The organism is Pararhizobium sp. A13, assembly GCF_040126305.1.
In the GTDB taxonomy this organism is placed as follows: domain Bacteria; phylum Pseudomonadota; class Alphaproteobacteria; order Rhizobiales; family Rhizobiaceae; genus Pararhizobium.
In genome coordinates this window covers 418,567-434,965 of sequence record NZ_CP149510.1, presented here as the reverse complement: position 1 = coordinate 434,965, position 16,399 = coordinate 418,567, and the positions used below count along the sequence as shown (strand labels likewise).

17 protein-coding genes are annotated in these 16,399 nt (G+C 62.8%); 10 read left to right on the top strand and 7 right to left on the bottom strand.

What is annotated here, in order from left to right; all coding sequences use genetic code 11:
- Positions 1-50: 50 nt before the first annotated feature.
- Positions 51-788, top strand: a complete 738-nt coding sequence (locus WI754_RS02130) for an SDR family oxidoreductase (protein ID WP_349436000.1) — start codon at positions 51-53, stop codon at positions 786-788.
- 100 nt (positions 789-888) lie between these two features.
- Positions 889-1,296 (top strand): winged helix-turn-helix domain-containing protein, encoded by a 408-nt coding sequence (locus WI754_RS02125; protein ID WP_349435999.1) that lies wholly within the window; start codon positions 889-891, stop codon positions 1,294-1,296.
- Here WI754_RS02125 and modC read toward each other — a convergent pair.
- The 3 genes from modC to modA all read right to left on the bottom strand — a co-directional run bounded on the left by modC (position 1,271) and on the right by modA (position 3,902).
- Positions 1,271-2,338, bottom strand: a complete 1,068-nt coding sequence (gene modC, locus WI754_RS02120) for a molybdenum ABC transporter ATP-binding protein (RefSeq protein WP_349435998.1) — start codon at positions 2,336-2,338, stop codon at positions 1,271-1,273. The two genes, WI754_RS02125 and modC, sit on opposite strands and share 26 nt — an antisense overlap.
- Entirely contained in the window at positions 2,335-3,036 is a 702-nt protein-coding gene (gene modB / locus WI754_RS02115; protein WP_349435997.1) for a molybdate ABC transporter permease subunit, read from the bottom strand. The genes modC and modB overlap by 4 nt, the downstream gene beginning before the upstream one ends.
- Positions 3,037-3,107: 71 nt before the next feature.
- Positions 3,108-3,902 carry a molybdate ABC transporter substrate-binding protein gene (gene modA / locus WI754_RS02110; protein WP_349435996.1) on the bottom strand — a complete coding sequence of 265 codons (795 nt, stop codon included), beginning with the start codon at positions 3,900-3,902 and terminating at the stop codon, positions 3,108-3,110.
- Positions 3,903-4,087: 185 nt separating this feature from the next.
- Between modA and ung the strand changes: the two genes are divergently transcribed.
- Positions 4,088-4,801 carry a uracil-DNA glycosylase gene (gene ung / locus WI754_RS02105; RefSeq protein WP_349435995.1) on the top strand — a complete coding sequence of 238 codons (714 nt, stop codon included), beginning with the start codon at positions 4,088-4,090 and terminating at the stop codon, positions 4,799-4,801.
- Here ung and WI754_RS02100 read toward each other — a convergent pair.
- The 3 genes from WI754_RS02100 to WI754_RS02090 form a co-directional block, all read right to left on the bottom strand.
- Positions 4,786-5,694: a DMT family transporter gene (locus WI754_RS02100; RefSeq protein ID WP_349435994.1), complete on the bottom strand. Its 909-nt coding sequence runs from the start codon at positions 5,692-5,694 to the stop codon at positions 4,786-4,788. The two genes, ung and WI754_RS02100, sit on opposite strands and share 16 nt — an antisense overlap.
- Before the next feature lie 126 nt (positions 5,695-5,820).
- Entirely contained in the window at positions 5,821-7,134 is a 1,314-nt protein-coding gene (locus WI754_RS02095) for an HlyD family type I secretion periplasmic adaptor subunit (RefSeq protein WP_349437696.1), read from the bottom strand.
- Positions 7,135-7,145: 11 nt separating this feature from the next.
- The gene (locus tag WI754_RS02090) at positions 7,146-8,849 is read right to left on the bottom strand and encodes a type I secretion system permease/ATPase (protein ID WP_349437695.1); all 1,704 of its coding nucleotides are present in this window, start codon (positions 8,847-8,849) and stop codon (positions 7,146-7,148) included.
- 386 nt (positions 8,850-9,235) lie between these two features.
- Between WI754_RS02090 and cobF the strand changes: the two genes are divergently transcribed.
- From cobF to WI754_RS02065, 5 genes are all read left to right on the top strand, one after another.
- Complete coding sequence (cobF, locus tag WI754_RS02085) at positions 9,236-10,006, top strand: precorrin-6A synthase (deacetylating) (protein ID WP_349435993.1); 771 nt, start codon at positions 9,236-9,238, stop codon at positions 10,004-10,006.
- A gap of 137 nt (positions 10,007-10,143) precedes the next feature.
- The gene (gene cobG / locus WI754_RS02080) at positions 10,144-11,514 is read left to right on the top strand and encodes a precorrin-3B synthase (protein WP_349435992.1); all 1,371 of its coding nucleotides are present in this window, start codon (positions 10,144-10,146) and stop codon (positions 11,512-11,514) included.
- Positions 11,515-11,516: 2 nt separating this feature from the next.
- Positions 11,517-12,149, top strand: a complete 633-nt coding sequence (locus tag WI754_RS02075) for a precorrin-8X methylmutase (protein WP_349435991.1) — start codon at positions 11,517-11,519, stop codon at positions 12,147-12,149.
- Positions 12,146-12,883 carry a precorrin-2 C(20)-methyltransferase gene (locus tag WI754_RS02070; protein WP_349435990.1) on the top strand — a complete coding sequence of 246 codons (738 nt, stop codon included), beginning with the start codon at positions 12,146-12,148 and terminating at the stop codon, positions 12,881-12,883. Before WI754_RS02075 ends, WI754_RS02070 begins: the two co-directional genes overlap by 4 nt.
- Positions 12,880-13,644, top strand: coding sequence for a precorrin-3B C(17)-methyltransferase (locus WI754_RS02065; RefSeq protein ID WP_349435988.1), 765 nt, complete (start codon positions 12,880-12,882; stop codon positions 13,642-13,644). The genes WI754_RS02070 and WI754_RS02065 overlap by 4 nt, the downstream gene beginning before the upstream one ends.
- Here the strand turns inward: WI754_RS02065 and WI754_RS02060 are convergent.
- Complete coding sequence (locus WI754_RS02060; protein ID WP_349435987.1) at positions 13,608-14,378, bottom strand: cobalt-precorrin-6A reductase; 771 nt, start codon at positions 14,376-14,378, stop codon at positions 13,608-13,610. The genes WI754_RS02065 and WI754_RS02060 overlap by 37 nt on opposite strands.
- Here WI754_RS02060 and cbiE point away from each other — a divergent pair.
- Together cbiE and cobM are read left to right on the top strand one after the other, a co-directional pair.
- Complete coding sequence (gene cbiE / locus WI754_RS02055) at positions 14,377-15,639, top strand: precorrin-6y C5,15-methyltransferase (decarboxylating) subunit CbiE (RefSeq protein ID WP_349435986.1); 1,263 nt, start codon at positions 14,377-14,379, stop codon at positions 15,637-15,639. The two genes, WI754_RS02060 and cbiE, sit on opposite strands and share 2 nt — an antisense overlap.
- Positions 15,636-16,394: a precorrin-4 C(11)-methyltransferase gene (cobM, locus tag WI754_RS02050; RefSeq protein WP_349435985.1), complete on the top strand. Its 759-nt coding sequence runs from the start codon at positions 15,636-15,638 to the stop codon at positions 16,392-16,394. The genes cbiE and cobM overlap by 4 nt, the downstream gene beginning before the upstream one ends.
- Positions 16,395-16,399: the final 5 nt, after the last annotated feature.

Sequence of the window (16,399 nt, the reverse complement as noted above, 5' to 3'; positions counted from 1 at the left end):
TTTTTGTCGGCAAACGGATGCGGACCATAGCCGCGACAGGGAGGAATGACATGGGTGGACTTCTGGCCGGCAAACGCGCCGTGATCACGGCGGCAGCGCAAGGCATCGGCCGCGCAGCGGCCGATGCATTCCAGCGGGAAGGCGCGATCGTCACGGCGACCGACATCAACGAGGAAAAACTGGCCGAGCTTTCCGCCCTTGGCATGAACGTCGCGAAACTCGATGTCATGAATGCGGATGCGATCTCTGCCTTTGCGGCGGAGACCGGAACCATAGACGTCCTGTTCAACTGCGCCGGTGTCGTCCACGCCGGTACGATCCTCGAGGCCAGCGAGCGGGACTATGATTTCGCCTTCGATCTCAACGTCAAGTCGATGTTCCGGCTCATCCGCGCCTTCCTGCCGGGCATGATCGAAAACGGTGGCGGTTCGATCATCAACATGTCGTCGGTGGCCGGCGTCCCCATGGGCGTGCCGAACCGCTTCACCTATTCGGCCAGCAAGGCGGCGGTGATCGGCCTCACCAAGTCGATCGCCCTCGACTATATCAAACAGGGCATACGCTGCAACGCGATCGCGCCCGGCACGGTGCAATCGCCCTCACTCGAGGATCGCATGAAGGCGCAAGGGAACTACGAGGAAGCACGCGCCGCCTTCATCGCCCGCCAGCCGATGGGCCGCATCGGTCAGCCGGAGGAAATCGCAGCGCTTGCCGTCTATCTCGGCAGCGATGTTTCCAACTACACGACGGGCCAGGTGCACGTCATCGACGGCGGCATGAGCCTGTAGTCCCGCGCGACCTGCCGTCCTTGCAGGGCGCGCTGCTGCTATACATCTGCAGACGAGCGCTATAGTCTCTGCTGATCCAGAGAAGGCACGCAGCAATCGCATGACACCAAAAGAAAACACCGGTCTCAAACCCGTTCTGAGGATCGATTTTCCTCATGCTGAGCGACTGGGCCGGGGCAAGATTGCGTTGCTGGAACACATTCGCGAGACCGGCTCGATTTCCGCGGCGGGCAGGGCGATGGACATGTCCTATCGGCGGGCCTGGTTGCTGGTGAGCGCCCTCAACGGCATGTTCAAACAGGATGCGGTCTTGTCGCAGCGCGGCGGAAAGCAGGGCGGCGGCGCGGTCGTCACGCCTTTCGGCGAAGAATTGATCCACACTTTCCGGGCGATGGAGGAAAAGGCCGAGGCGGCGCTTTCGGCAGAATTGACATGGCTGGAGAGTAACCGCAATCCCCATGCGATGCCGGCTGACGCACCGGTCACAGATCCAGCGCAACACTCTTGATGACGGCATGAACCGGCTTGCCAACCTGCAGGCCGAGCAGGTCGCGTGACAGCGTGGTTACCCGGGAAACGATCGTCACGCCGCCGCAATCCAGACGCACATCCACCATGCCCTGTCCCGCTTCGCCGATCCCCACGATTGTGCCCGGCAGGATGTTGAGCGCGCTCAGGCCCTCGGGCCGGCTGGTGGCCAGCATGACGTCGCGGGCTGCGATCTGCAGCCGGACAGCCTTTTTCGGCGGTGCATCCAGATGCGGCACCCGGATCTGCACGCCGCCTGCGCGAATGACCGTGATTTGATGCTCGGCGTCCGTTTGGTCGACAATACCTTCGACCAGCACCCCCGCTTCGCGGCGGCTGACCGCTGATGAGGGTGTGCTCAGGATCGTTGCGGCCTCCCCGGACGCGCTGATCCGGCCGCTTTCGAGCACGATCACCCTGTTGGCCAACCGCGCGACTTCGGCGACCGAGTGGCTGACATAGATGATCGGAATTTCCGTTTCGTCCCGCAGCCGTTCCAGATAAGGCAGGATTTCCGCCTTCCGCTCGTCGTCGAGTGCGGCCAGTGGTTCGTCCATCAAAAGCAGGCGCGGGTTGGAGAGCAGCGCCCGGCCGATGGCGATGCGCTGTTTTTCGCCGCCCGATAGATTTGCCGGTGCTCTGTCCAGAAGTGGGCCGACACCGAGCAGATCGACGATGCGATCGAAATTCGGTCCCTCATGACCGCTCCGTGCGAACCAGCGTCCATAGCCGAGATTGTGTCGCACGCTCAAATGCGGGAAAAGCCGTGCTTCCTGAAAGACATAGCCGAAGCGCCGCCTGTGCGGCGGCACAAAAACACGGGTCTCGCTATCGACCAGAACGTCGCCGTTGAACGCGAGCCACCCGCGATCGGGATGCAGCAAGCCGGCAATGGCGTTGATCAGCGAGGTCTTGCCCGATCCGGAGCGACCGAAGAGCGCTGTCACGCCCCTATCCGCGGAGAACGCGGCCTCGATGGAGAACGCGCCAAGGCGATGGCGAATGTCGACCTCAAGGCTCATGCGACGTCCACCTTCTTCGCCGCGAGGTTTGCCAGGACTTCCGAGACCATCAGCGCCGCCATGGATATGACGATGGAAAAGATGGTCAGGCGAAACGCGCCGGCGTCGCCGCCGGGGACCTGCGTAAAGGTATAGATCGCCGAGGAAAGCGTCTGGGTTTCGCCGGGGATATTGGAAACAAAGGTGATCGTCGCGCCGAACTCCCCCATCGCCTTGGCAAAAGCGAGGATCATGCCGGCGATGATGCCGGGCAGGACGAGGGGTAGCGTGACCGTCAGGAAAACCCAGGCAGGGCCGGCTCCCAGCGTTGCGGCCGCCTGCTCAAGTCTGCGGTCGACCGCCTCGATCGACAGCCGGATGCTGCGCACCATCAGCGGGAAGGCCATGATGGCGCAGGCAAGCGCCGCCCCCGTCCAGCGGAAGGAAAAGACAAGGCCTGTGTATTCGGCGAGAAACGCACCGATCGGCCCACGTTTTCCGAACAGGACGAGCAGAAGAAAACCGGTCACGACCGGTGGCAGGACCAGGGGAAGGTGAACGATGCCATTGAGGATGGATTTCCCCCAGAAGCGACCCCGCGCCAGGATCATGGCAATGCCGATCGCCAAGGGCAGGCTGGCGAACATGGCGACAAACGAGACGCGCAGACTGAGGCGGATCGCCGTCCACTCCGCGTCGCTCAAAACCAGCCAGTCCAAATGCCGTGCTCCCGTCCTTGCCGGCAGACGATAGGCGCTCTATCCCTTGGCGGATAGAGCGCGTTCTATCCTTATTTCAGGATGGTAAAGCCCTGCGCTTCGAAGAGAGCTGCAGCTTTGGCCGATTTGATGAAATCGACATAAGCAGCGGCGTCCGGGTTCTTGCTCTCGGCTGTGATGGCAATCGGGTAGACGATCGGCGGATGGCTGTCTTCGGGGAAAGTGCCGGCAATCTTCACGCCTTTGTCGGCGGCGGCATCCGTCTTGTAGACGATGCCATAGGGTGCTTCGCCCTTGGAAACCAAGAGAAGCGCTGCCCGGACGTTTTCGGCACCGGCCACATTCTTTTCAACGGACGACCAGACGCCGAGCTTTTCGAGCGCGGCCTTGCCGTACTTGCCGGCAGGAACGGAATCGACGGCGCCCATAGCAAGTTTCTCCTCGCCAAGCAGGCCCTTCAGGTCGAAGTCCTGCTTGATATCAACGGGAGCGGCGTCTTGGCTGCCGGTCACCAGAACGATGCGGTTGCCGAGCAGGTTGGCGCGCGTGTCGTCCTTGATCAGTTTCTTTTCGGCGACGTAGTCCATCCAGGCCAGATCGGCGGAGATGAAGACATCGGCCGGCGCGCCGGCCTCGATCTGCTTGGCGAGCGCCGAGCTCGCCGCATAGGAGACGGTCGTTTCCCTGCCGGCTTCCTTCTGCCACTCGCCGTTGACGGCATCGAGAGCGTTCTTCAGGCTGGCGGCAGCAAAGACGGTAACTTTTTCGGCCGCGGCCGCCGGTTGCAGCAGCGGCATTCCGCTGATCCAGAGAGCGGCGACGGTGGCTGCAACAAATTTCAGCAGGCTTCGACGTTCAGTATGCATGCGTTTCCCCATCGGTTCGAGATATTCCTGTAGATATAACGGTGTAGCGCGATTGGCTAGCATTATATTTCAGCAAATATATTGAAACTCATTCGCCGCTTCTCGACGTTCATGCTTGCCATGGATCATTCCGGCGTTAAATTCGGCGCGTCCGACGGACGGGAATGGAGAGGCCGGAAAACGCGATGGAATCGAATGTGACGCTCGAGAAAAGCTGGAAAGCGGTCCTGGTGCCGGAATTCTCCAGCCCCTACATGGCCGAGCTGAAGGCGTTCCTCCTTCAGGAAAAACGTGACGGCAAACAGATTTTCCCCAAGGGACCGGAGTATTTCCGAGCCTTGGACCTTACGCCGCTCGAGACGGTGCGGGTCGTCATTCTCGGGCAGGATCCCTATCACGGGGAGGGGCAGGCGCATGGGTTGTCCTTCAGCGTCAAACCCGGCGTGCGGTTGCCGCCGTCGCTGGTGAATATCTACAAGGAACTGCAGAGCGACCTCGGCATTCCGCCCGCCCGCCACGGTTTTCTCGAAGGCTGGGCGCGCCAGGGGGTGCTGTTGCTCAACAGCGTATTGACGGTCGAGCGCGCGATCGCGGCGTCCCATCAGGGCAAGGGCTGGGAACGGTTCACCGATGCGATCATCCGCGCGATCAACGAGCAGGAGCATCCGGTCGTCTTCATCCTGTGGGGATCCTATGCACAGAAGAAGGCCGCCTTCGTCGATCGGTCGCGCCATCTCGTGCTCCGCTCGCCGCACCCATCGCCGCTGTCGGCCCATAACGGGTTCTTCGGCAGCAAACCCTTTTCCAAGGCCAACGATTTCCTCGCTACGAATGGGCGCGAGCCCATCGACTGGGCTCTGCCGGCCAATCCCGAAGTGCAGGCTCAGGTCAGCGTCTGAGAGGACGGCGGCTCCGGTGGTTTGGCTTTCCGCCGGGCGACAACGCTTTCGCGCCAGACGGTAAAAATCCCCGCGCAGACGACGATAGCCGATCCGGCAATCACATTGAGCCCGATCGTTTCGCCGAATATGACGACGCCGATGATCGAGGCGAAGACGAGTTGCAAATAGGTGAGCGGCTGGACCTCGGCGGCGTCGAGCAGTTCATAGGCCTTGATCAGGAAAAAGTGGCTGGTCGTTCCGGTGATGCAGAGCAGCAGCATCCAGACCCAGTCCTGTGGTGCAAGCGCCGTCCAGTAGAAAGGGCCGACGGCCGTGATCGCCACGGCACCGGCGACACCCGTGTAGAAAAAGCTCGTCATGGCAGTATCGACGCGGCTGACCAGCCGCGTCGAGATCACGTAGATCGCGAAGATCAGCGATGACGAGATCGGGATCAGAAGCTTGAGGTCGAAGCTGCCGCCGCCCGGGTTCAGGATGAGGAGAACGCCGAGCAATCCGATGATGATGGCCGTCCACCGCCGCCAGCCGACGCGCTCACCTAGAAGCGGCATGGAGAGAAGTGCTACAAACAGGGGTCCCGAGGAGAAGATTGCCTGCGAATGTGCAAGGCCGACCGTGGAAAACGAAAAAATGACGACGACGATCTGGAAGGCAAGCAGGACGCCACGCAAGATCTGCAGGACCGGCCGCTTCGTTTTTGCCGCCGCCGAAAGACCGCCCTGCGTTCGTGATGCCAACGCGATGGCAAAGGCCGCGAAGGCCCAGTAGCGGATCATCGTGATCAGGACGGGTGGATAGAGGCCGCCCAAATGCTTGGAAATCGCGTCCTGGATCGAGAAAATCGAGATCGCAAGCAGGACGAAGATGTAGCCGGTTCGCTTCGAAGTCATCAGAACGGTCTTACACCTGCCGGGTGGCGCGCGGCCACGCCATTTTTGCAGGGCAGCAAGGAATGTTTCCAATCAGCGTTTTCCTGCAACACGCGCGACGTGGCGCCGCGCGTGTTGCAGGGCAGCTCAATCCTCGCGGAATGTATGCTGTAGTTGTTCGGTCAGTGGTTTTGCGAGGTAGGATATCACGGTGCGGTCGGCGATCTTGATGAAGACCTCCGAGGGCATGCCCGGATAGAGCGACAATCCCTTCAGTTGAGCGAGGCTTTCCGGCTTGGGCTTGATGCGCAGCGGGTAATATGTGGCGCCGGTGCGCTGGTCGGTGACAATGTCCGGCGCGATGGTCACGACTTCCGCCTCTACGATCGGTGTGGTGCGCTGGTTGAAGGCACTGAAGCGGATTTCAACCGGCTGTCCCAAGCGTATCTGGTCGATGTCGTGCGTGGCGATCTTGGCCTCGACCGTCAGGCCGTCTGCGCCAGGGACGACGAGCATCAGCACCTCACCGGGATTGATGACGCCGTTCACCGAATGCACGGCGAGCTGGTAGATCCGTCCGTCCAGCGGCGAGGCGATATCGAGGCGCTTCAACTGATCGATGGCGGCGATGCGGCGGTCTTCGTATTCGGCGATCTTACCCTCGACGTCGGTCAGTTCCTTGGCGTTCTCGGTGTGGCGGTCTTCGTCGAGCTGCAGGATCTGCAGGTCGATCTCGCTGGATTTGCCGGCGGCCTGCGCCCGGGAGGCGATGCGCGCACCGCGGTCGCCTTCCAGCTGGGCGCGGTTACGCTTGAGCTCGGTCAGCCGCTGCATGGAAACCAGGCCCTGGCCATAGAGCTTGTCGAGACCCGACAGTTCCTCCTCGATCAGCTTCAGCGCATCCTCGATGGCAGCCAGCTGAACCGTCAGGCCCTTGGTTTCGTCGGCCAGCTGGCCCTTGCGCGATGCGAGCTGGCTTTTCATGCCGACAAGCGCGTTCTTGCGGCTGATGAAGAGCTTGCGTTCACTTTCTTCGAGAAGGGCGGCAGGTGTGCTTGAGCCTGATGTGAGCGCGTTCAGGTCTTCCGGGATGGTGAATTCGTCGGCGCCGGTCTGTTCGGCCAGCAGGCGGGCGCGGCGGGCATAAAGCTGCGCCAGGGTGTTCTGCACGATCGACAGGTTGGCGCGAACGGTCGTGCCATCGAGCTTGATCAGGGTCTGCCCGGCCTTGACGCTATCGCCTTCCTTCACCAATACCTCGCCGACGATGCCGCCGGTCAGGTGCTGGATTTTCTTGACGTTGTTCTCGACCACGACGGTGCCGGAAGCGACGATCGCGCTCGACAGTTCGGTCGTTGCCGCCCAGCCGCCAACGCCGACGACGAGGGCGAGGGCAAGGATCGAGACGGCGGTCATGTGCCGGGCAAGCGAGCGGCGGGAGTTCACCGGTTTTGTTTCCATGGAGATATCGGTCACGACGCGGACTCCTGTTCTTCACCCACGATTTTCAGTGAGGTGGAGCCGGCAATTTGCGGCGGGCGGTTTTGTTTGCGCAGGATCTGCGCAAGCACTTCGTCTCTCGGCCCGAAGGCCTGCATCCGTCCTTCGTTCATCATCAACACCATATCGGCGGCTGCAAGCGCGCTCGGCCGGTGGGCGACGACGACGACGATCCCGCCGCGGGCGCGCGCGCTCATAATCGCGTCGGTGAGTGCCTGTTCGCCCTCGGCGTCGAGGTTGGAGTTGGGCTCGTCGAGAACCACCAGGAAGGGGTCGCCGTAGAGCGCGCGTGCCAGTGCGATACGCTGGCGCTGGCCGGCCGAAAGCGCTGCGCCACTTTCGCCGATCTCGGTTTCGTAGCCGTTCGGCAGTTTCAGGATGAGATCGTGGACGCGCGCGGCCCGGGCCGCGGAAACGACTGCCCCGGCTGACGCGTCGTCTGCAAAACGCGCAATGTTCTGCGCCACGGTGCCGGCGAACAGTTCGACATCCTGCGGCAGATAGCCGACATACCGGCCGAGCCTGTCAGTATCCCACTGGTCGAGCGCAGCACCGTCAAGCCGGACAGAGCCGCGATAGGATGGCCAGATGCCGATCAGAGCGCGCGCGAGCGATGACTTGCCCGAAGCACTTGGGCCGATGACGCCGAGCGCGCTGCCGGCCTTCACCACGAAATTGACTTCGGCGAAGGTCAGGCGCTGCGCCCCTGGCGGGCCGCCGGCAAGATTTTCGGCGCTCAGCTTTTCCTTCGGCACGGGCAGTTCCAGCGGGGCGTCGCGCTCCGGCAGAGCGGTCAGCAGATCCTTCAGCCTTTGCCGGCTTTGCATGGCGGAAACGAAGCTGCGCCAGTTGCCGATCGCCAGTTCGACCGGGGCGAGGGCGCGTGCCGTCAGGATTGAACCTGCGATGATGATGCCCGGAGAAGCCGAGCCCTCGATGACCAGAACGGCGCCGGTGGCGAGAACTGCGGATTGCAGCGCCATGCGGGACACCTTGGAGAGCGCGCCATAGCCATTGCCGACGTCGGACGTCTCGCGGTTCTGTTCCCGGTAGTTGCTGTTTCGCACGTCCCAGAGCTGCGACATGCGGCCGAGCATGCCCATGGCCTGCATGACTTCGGCGTTGCGCTGCGAGGACTGAGCGAAGGCGTTGCGCTGGTTGCCGGCCTCCGATGCTCTTTTGGAGGGCGCCTGGGTGCCGCGATTGGTCAAGAACGTGAGCGTGATCAGGATGATCGAGCCGCCGACCGCGACGATACCGATCCAGTAATGGAACATGAAGCAGATGGCGATATAAAGCGGCAACCAGGGCAGATCGAGGAAAGCTGCCGGGCCTGATCCCGACAGGAAGGAGCGGATCTGGTCGAAATCACGCAATGCCTGCAGGCCGTCGCCCTGTGTGCGCAATTTCAACGGAGCCTGGACCACGGCGCGATAGATGCGGCCACTCATGGCTTCATCGAGCGCGCCGGCAATGCGCACGAACATGCGGCCGCGCACCATTTCGAAGGCGCCCTGGAAAGCATAGAGCAACAGGGCCAGCAAGCAGAGCGCGACAAGGGTCGGGATGCTTCGGCTGGGTAGTACCCGATCATAGACCTCCAGCATGAAGAAGGAGCCCGTCAGGTAAAGAATATTGACAAGAGCGCTCGCAATGAACACGCCGACGAAGGCCATCTTGCAGTCGCGCAAGGCCTGAATAGGATCGGTAATGCTCTGGGTACTTTTCGAATGTTTCACTGTAGAGGTCCTCGCGAGACGGCTGCCGCCTCAATGGAATGCACCAGTGTGCCACAATTAAAGTCGCATGACCCGTGGGTCGGTCGCGTCAGGAACATGCTTTTGCGCGGTCTTTTCCGGCTTTTTTGCGCTAAATATATGAATTTTTCGCGTTCTTAATGGAACTTGCTGGATATTGCCACATTTTGCGCTGTGTTTCTCGAAAATATTTATTGTGTTTAATCGGATACTTAAGCTCAGTTCAGGTGGTAAGGCGCTTGCGCAGCCTTGCCTCAGTTCGGTCAATCGGCCAAAGACGGACGCGGCGTGACAAGGGCTTGGGCATGAAAAACGTTCTGATCGTGGGTATCGGCACCGGCAATCCGGAACATATGACCATTCAGGCGATCAACGCGCTGAACAGCGTCGACGTTTTGTTCATCCCCACGAAGGGCGCGGCAAAGGCGCAGCTTGCCGATATCCGCCGCGATATCGTTTCGCGTTATGTCACGCGGCCGCAAGGCCGCGTCGTCGAGTTCGCGGTTCCCGTCCGTCAGACTGCAGAGCGCTCCTATCACCAGAGTGTCGACCAGTGGCATGCAGCAATCGCCACGGCCTATGAACGGCTGCTGCTCGACGAGCTGAAGGACGGCCAGGCCGGCGCCTTCCTCGTCTGGGGCGATCCAATGCTCTATGACAGTACGATCCGCATCATCGAGCGGGTTCGCGCCCTGGGCACAGTGACGTTCGACTATTCGGTCATTCCCGGCATCACCAGCATCCAGGCGCTCGCCGCCAGCCACCGGATACCGCTCAATCTCGTTGGCAAGCCGGTGGAGATCACCACGGGACGCCGGCTTGCCGAGAGCTTTCCGGAGAAAACCGAGACGGCGGTCGTCATGCTGGATGGCGAGCAAGCCTTCATGACGATCGAGGATCCGGATGCGCGGATCTATTGGGGCGCCTATCTCGGCACGGCGCAGGAAATCGTCATCTCCGGCCGGCTCGCCGACGTACGGGACGATATTCTAAGAACGAGGGCCGAAGCACGGGCGCGCCACGGCTGGATCATGGATATCTATCTCCTGCAAAAAGGCAGGGATTTCGAGGAATAGCGGCCGGCACGGTCCACCCCGTTGTCCGCCGCATCGCATGGCGGCTGGTTTGTCCCTGTTGTAGAATGCTATATGGACGGAACCGCGGCGATCTGGGCCGCGTCTTTGATGAAACGGGAGATGACCGGCCAACCGCGATGACGATCTGTGCTGTATCAGTTGAGAATCCGGCCGGACATCGATCCTCGATGCGTCGCGGCGCTTGTCCGTCGCTGGCAACGCCGATGGTGACGGGTGACGGCCTTCTCGTGCGCCTGCGCCCGGCAAAGCCTGGCTTTGCGCTGGGTGAATTGATCGCGGTAGCCGATGCCGCCGAGATCTGCGGAAACGGTATCCTCGAAGTCACGGCGCGAGGGAATCTGCAAATCCGCGGTCTGACGGCGGCGACGGTGCCGCTCCTCGCCTCGAAAATTGCAGATGCCGGGATCGGAGTTGCCGAAGGGCTCGCAATCGAAACGCCGCCTCTGGCGGGGTTGGACCCCTCCGAGATCGTCAATCCCCTGCCTCTCGCTGCACAACTCCGGGCCGCGGTTGCCGAACACCGGCCGCCGCTTACCCTTGCGCCGAAATTGTCGATCACCGTCGATGGTGGTGGGCACCTGCATCTCGGTGGGGTAACCGCCGATATCCGCCTGCGTGCCGTTTGCGTCGGAGGAAAGACGCTGTGGCAGCTGGCTCTTGCTGGCACGGAAGCGACGTCCCGGCGGGTCGCTTTTCTGGACGAATCGGCGGTCCTTGCGGCCGTCCTGACCATTCTGAAAACCCTTGCCGCGACGGGCGTCAGTGCGCGTGCCCGGGATATCGATGCCGCCACGTTGCGGGCCAGCCTCGCTTCGATGGCCGATCTCGATGCAGTCGAGCGAGTGGAGCCCGCGCCGAATTCCGCCGGAATCCACAACCTTGGCGCAGATCGTGCGGCGTTGGGCGTTGGTTTGGCCTTCGGTCAAATCCGCTCGCGGGACCTTCGAATATTCCTTGAGGCGCTACAAATTTTCGGGGCAACGGAAATCCGCCTCGCGCCCGATCATGGGTTGATGGTTCTGGGGATCGTTGCTGACCGGGTCGCCGCCGCACAGGCACTGGCGCTCGGTCATGGCCTCAGGGCCTTTCCGGGCGATCCGCGCAATGACATTGCCGCCTGCGCCGGTATCGGCGCCTGTGCTTCGGCTTTGATTGATACACGGGCGGTCGCGCAAGCGGTGATCGACGCCGCGCCCTCGCTTCTCGATGGCTCGCTGACCGTCCACGTCTCCGGCTGTGCAAAAGGGTGCGCCAAACCCTCCTCATCGGCGCTGACGATCACGGCTGCGCCAATAGGCTATGGCCTTGTCGTAAATGGTCCTGCCTCGGCCGCGCCGAATGCCTACATCGAAGAGAAAACGATAAGATCCGCGATGGAACGCCTCGAGGCGCTGGTGCGGCAGAGGAAACGGGCTGGCGAATCGGCACGCTCCTGCCTTACACGGCTCGGAGCGGAGGTCATCACCGCCGCGGTTCAACAGGGATAGAGATGCCTGAATACGATTACATCCGGGATGGCGACGCCATCTACGAGCGCTCCTTTGCCATTATCCGCAGCGAGGCCGATCTTTCCCGCTTTTCCGAAGACGAGGCCGATCTCGCCGTTCGCATGGTGCATGCCTGCGGATTGGTCGATGCCGCCCGGTTTTTCGAGTTTTCCCCCGGCTTCGTTCCGGCTGCCCGGCAGGCGCTGAAATCGGGCGCGCCGATCTTCTGCGATGCCTTCATGGTTTCCCACGGCATCACCCGCGCGCGTCTGCCGGCCGATAACGACGTGATCTGCACGCTCCGCGAGCCGCAGACCGCCGATATCGCCCGTGAGATCGGCAATACCCGCTCGGCGGCGGCGCTCAGGCTGTGGGTCGAGCGGATGGCCGGTTCGGTCGTCGCCATCGGCAACGCGCCGACCGCGCTGTTCTACCTGCTGGAACTGCTGCGTGACGGTGCGCCGAAACCGGCGGCGATCATCGGCATGCCGGTCGGTTTCGTCGGGGCAGCGGAATCGAAGGATGCGCTGGCTGAAAATTCCTATGGCGTGCCCTATGCCATCGTGCGCGGCCGGCTTGGCGGCAGCGCGATGACGGCGGCCGCCGTCAATTCGCTGGCGAGGCCGGGCCTGTGAGCGCGCTTTCACCAGGCAGGCTGATCGGTGTCGGCACTGGTCCGGGCGATCCCGAACTCCTCACGCTCAAGGCCGTCAAAGCGTTGGAAGCAGCCGATGTGCTCGCTTATTTCGCCAAGGAAGGGCGGCGTGGCAACGGCCGCGCTGTGGTCGAGGGACTGCTGAAGCCGGGCCTGATCGAGCTGCCGCTCTACTATCCGGTGACGGTCGAGATCGACAAGGAACACGAAGACTACAAGAGCCAGATCACTGGCTTCTACGATGCTTCAGCCGCCGCCGTTGCCGAACATCTGGAGGCCGGACGCACCGTCGCGATCCTCAGCGAAGGCGATCCGATGTTCTACGGCTCCTATATGCATCTGCATGTGCGGCTCGCTGGACGTTTCCCGGTTGAGGTCATTCCGGGCATTACCGCCATGTCCGGCTGCTGGTCGCTCGCCGGCCTGCCGATCGTTCAGGGCGATGACGTCCTCTCCGTCCTTCCCGGTACCATGGCCGAGACGCAGCTCGTTCGCCGTCTCGGCGATACGGAAGCTGCCGTGATCATGAAGGTCGGCCGCAATCTGCCGAAGATCCGCCGGGCGCTCGCAGCCGCCGGCAAGCTCACCCAGGCGGTTTACGTCGAGCGCGGCACGATGGCCAATTCCGCCATGATCCCGCTTGCCGAAAAAGCCGATGACGAGGCGCCCTATTTCTCGCTGGTGCTGGTGCCCGGATGGAAGGATCGGCCATGAGCGGTACGCTATATGTGATCGGTACTGGTCCCGGCGGTCCGCAGCAGATGACGCCCGAGGCGGTCGATGCCGTGTCGAAATCGACGGATTTCTTTGGCTATGGTCCCTATCTTGACCGCCTGTCGCTGCGGCCGGATCAAAACCGTATCGCCTCTGACAATCGCGAGGAGCTCGATCGTGCTCAGGCAGCACTTCGCCACGCGGCCGAAGGAACCAATGTCTGCGTCGTCTCCGGCGGCGATCCCGGCGTCTTCGCGATGGCTGCGGCCATCTGCGAGGCGATCGACAAGGGACCGGACGACTGGCGCGGGATCGATCTCGTCATCACGCCCGGCGTCACCGCGATGCTTGCCGTGGCCGCTCGTATCGGCGCCCCGCTCGGCCATGATTTCTGCGCCATTTCGCTTTCCGACAATCTCAAGCCGTGGGATGTCATCACGCGCCGGCTGAAGCTGGTGGCAGAGGCCGGCCTGGTGATCGCGCTCTACAATCCGATCAGCAAGGCGCGGCCCTGGCAGCTGGGCGAAGCCTTTGACATTCTGCGCACGGTGCTGCCTGCGGAAACGCCGGTGATCTTCGGTCGCGCTGCCGGTCGTCCGGACGAACGCATGCTGGTCATGCCGCTTGGAAGCGCCGACGCACAGAAGGCCGACATGGCGACCTGCGTCATCATCGGCTCGCCGGAAACACGGATCATCCCGCGTCCGGACAAGCCGGACCTCGTCTACACGCCGCGATTCATTTCCGGGGAGAAAAGGTGATCGACAAGGCCGAGCGCTTCTTCAACGGTATCGGCGGTACGGACATTGGCCGGCTGCTGGCGCTCGACCATGATCACCTCGATGCCGAGCGTGCGCGCCGCAGCGATCTTGCCGTAGGTCGCCTTGCCGCCACTGTTCTTGGCGACGATGACCTCGATCTGGTTGCTAGTCAGAAGCTCTCGTTCTGCCGTCTCCTCGAAGGGACCTGTGGCCAGCAGATAACGCGCGTCGGGAACGGCGAGCGGCGGCGTCACCGGATCGACACTGCGGACCAGATAGTGATGCTGCGGCGCGCTTTCGAAGTGGAAAGCCTCCTGCCGGCCGATGGCGAGGAAGACGCATCTCGGTGTTTCGCCGAGCGCTCCGGCTGCTTCGGCAACGGAGGCAACGCTGGTCCAGCGATCGCCGGGCTGCCGTTCCCAGCCGGGACGGCGCAAGGCGAAGAAGAGAATTCCGGTTTCCCTCGCCGCGATCGCCGCATTCTGCGAGATCCGCGCCGCGAAGGGATGTGTCGCGTCGATCAAGAGATCGAATTTTTCCGTCTTGAGGAATTGGGCAAGCCCGTCGCTGCCGCCGAAGCCGCCGCTGCGCACCGGTACCGGCTGGGCCATGGGCTCCGCCGTCCGTCCGGCCAAAGAAAGCAGCCGGTCGCAATCCACGCGATCCGCCAGGGCGGCCGCCAGTTGCCGCGCTTCCGTGGTGCCGCCGAGAATCAGGATGCGGTGTTTGCTCATGTCTGACGATCAGTCCCCGTCTTCTGGCAAAAGTGCGCCCTGGCTGACGATCATCGGCCTTGGCGAAGATGGTTTAGCGGGTCTCGGCGACGAGGCCAAGCGATGGATCGCCAGCGCATCGGTCGTCTTCGGTGGCGCGCGTCATCTGGAATTGGCCGGGCCACTGATCCATGGCGACCGCCATGTCTGGTTGAGCCCGTTCGAACGTTCCATGGAGGCCGTCATCGCGCTTCGGGGAGCGTCCGTCGTGGTGCTCGCCACCGGCGATCCGTTCTTCTTCGGCGTCGGTGTCACGCTCGCCCGGCATATCGATCCCATCGAGATGCGGGTGCTTCCGTCGCCATCCTCCTTCAGTCTCGCCGCTTCGCGCCTCGGCTGGGCGCTGCAGGAGACGGTGACGATTTCGCTGCATGGCCGCCCCATTGATCTGATCCGGCCACACCTTCAGCCCGGCAGCCGTGTTCTTGCGCTGACCTCGGACGGGCAAGGCCCGGCGGTGCTGGCTGCGTTGCTCGCCGGCAGCGGGTTTGGCCGATCCAGATTGACCGTGCTCGAGGCTTTGGGCGGGGTGCATGAGCGGGTTACCTCGCAGATTGCGTCTGAGTTTTCCTTGAGCGGTATCAACCCGCTGAACATCTGCGCCGTTGAGGTCGCGGTGGGTGACGGCGCGCGTGTCCTGCCGCTGACGAAGGGGCTCGATGATGGCCTGTTCGAGCATGATGGCCAGATCACCAAGCGTGAAATCCGCGCGCTGACCCTGTCGGCGCTGGCGCCACGCCGTGGCGAACTGCTCTGGGATGTCGGGGCCGGCTCCGGGTCGATTGGCATCGAATGGCTGCTCTCCGATCAGGCCATGAAGGCAATCGCGGTTGAGGGCTCTGCCGAACGCGCGGAACGCATCAAGCGCAATGCGGCGAACTTTGGCGTGCCGGGACTGGTCGTCGTTCAGGGCACTGCACCTGCCGTGCTGAAAGGATTGCCAAGTCCGGACGCGATCTTCATCGGCGGCGGTGGGAGCGAAGACGGTGTCATGGACGCGGCCCTTGCGGCTTTGAAGCCCGGTGGCCGCGTGGTTGCAAATGCCGTGACGACACAGATGGAAGCGATGCTTCTGGACCATCACGCCCGACTGGGCGGCTCGCTCATCCGCATCGATATCGCCCGTGCTTTGCCGGTGGGGGCGATGACAGGCTGGCGCCCGGCCATGCCGGTGACGCAATGGTCATGGGTGAAGCCGGAATTTCAAGAGGAAACAGCATGACAGTTCATTTCATCGGCGCTGGCCCCGGTGCCGCAGACCTGATCACCGTTCGCGGCCGCGACCTGATCGCCCGTTGCCCGGTCTGCCTCTATGCCGGCTCGATCGTCTCAATGGAACTGCTGCAATATTGCCCGCAGGGCGCCCGTATCGTCGATACCGCGCCGATGTCGCTCGACGAGATCGAAGCCGAATATGTAACGGCTGCAGCCGCGGGTCACGATGTGGCACGGCTGCATTCCGGCGATCTCTCGGTCTGGAGCGCCGTTGCCGAACAGATCCGCCGGCTGGAGAAACACGGGCTCGACTATACCATGACGCCGGGCGTCCCGGCCTTTGCCGCTGCTGCCGCCACCCTTGGCCGGGAACTCACCATTCCGGCAGTGGCCCAGAGCCTCGTGCTGACCCGTGTTTCCGGCCGCGCCTCGCCGATGCCGAATGCCGAGACGCTGGCCGGTTTCGGTGCGACGGGTGCGACGCTGGCGATCCATTTGGCGATCCACGCGCTTCCGCAGGTGGTCGAGGAACTCACGCCGCTTTACGGCGCCGACTGCCCGGTTGCCATCGTCGTCAAGGCGTCCTGGCCGGACGAACGCGTGGTGCGGGGAACGCTTGGCGATATCGAGGCCAAGGTTGCGGCGGAGCCCATTGAGCGCACGGCCCTGATCTTCGTCGGCCGGACGCTGGAAGCTAAGGGCTTTCGCGAGAGCGCGCTCTATGACGCCGCCTACCAGCGCCGCTTCCGCGGCCGCGAATAGTCTTC

Coding starts and splice junctions, on each gene's coding strand:
- WI754_RS02130 (WP_349436000.1), top strand. CDS start 51: ATGGGTGGACTTCTGGCCGGCAAACGCGCCGTGATCACGGCGGCAGCG.
- WI754_RS02125 (WP_349435999.1), top strand. CDS start 889: ATGACACCAAAAGAAAACACCGGTCTCAAACCCGTTCTGAGGATCGAT.
- modC (WP_349435998.1), bottom strand. CDS start 2,338: ATGAGCCTTGAGGTCGACATTCGCCATCGCCTTGGCGCGTTCTCCATC.
- modA (WP_349435996.1), bottom strand. CDS start 3,902: ATGCATACTGAACGTCGAAGCCTGCTGAAATTTGTTGCAGCCACCGTC.
- ung (WP_349435995.1), top strand. CDS start 4,088: ATGGAATCGAATGTGACGCTCGAGAAAAGCTGGAAAGCGGTCCTGGTG.
- WI754_RS02100 (WP_349435994.1), bottom strand. CDS start 5,694: ATGACTTCGAAGCGAACCGGCTACATCTTCGTCCTGCTTGCGATCTCG.
- WI754_RS02095 (WP_349437696.1), bottom strand. CDS start 7,134: ATGGAAACAAAACCGGTGAACTCCCGCCGCTCGCTTGCCCGGCACATG.
- WI754_RS02090 (WP_349437695.1), bottom strand. CDS start 8,849: ATGGCCTTCGTCGGCGTGTTCATTGCGAGCGCTCTTGTCAATATTCTT.
- cobF (WP_349435993.1), top strand. CDS start 9,236: ATGAAAAACGTTCTGATCGTGGGTATCGGCACCGGCAATCCGGAACAT.
- cobG (WP_349435992.1), top strand. CDS start 10,144: ATGACGATCTGTGCTGTATCAGTTGAGAATCCGGCCGGACATCGATCC.
- WI754_RS02075 (WP_349435991.1), top strand. CDS start 11,517: ATGCCTGAATACGATTACATCCGGGATGGCGACGCCATCTACGAGCGC.
- WI754_RS02065 (WP_349435988.1), top strand. CDS start 12,880: ATGAGCGGTACGCTATATGTGATCGGTACTGGTCCCGGCGGTCCGCAG.
- cbiE (WP_349435986.1), top strand. CDS start 14,377: ATGTCTGACGATCAGTCCCCGTCTTCTGGCAAAAGTGCGCCCTGGCTG.
- WI754_RS02060 (WP_349435987.1), bottom strand. CDS start 14,378: ATGAGCAAACACCGCATCCTGATTCTCGGCGGCACCACGGAAGCGCGG.
- cobM (WP_349435985.1), top strand. CDS start 15,636: ATGACAGTTCATTTCATCGGCGCTGGCCCCGGTGCCGCAGACCTGATC.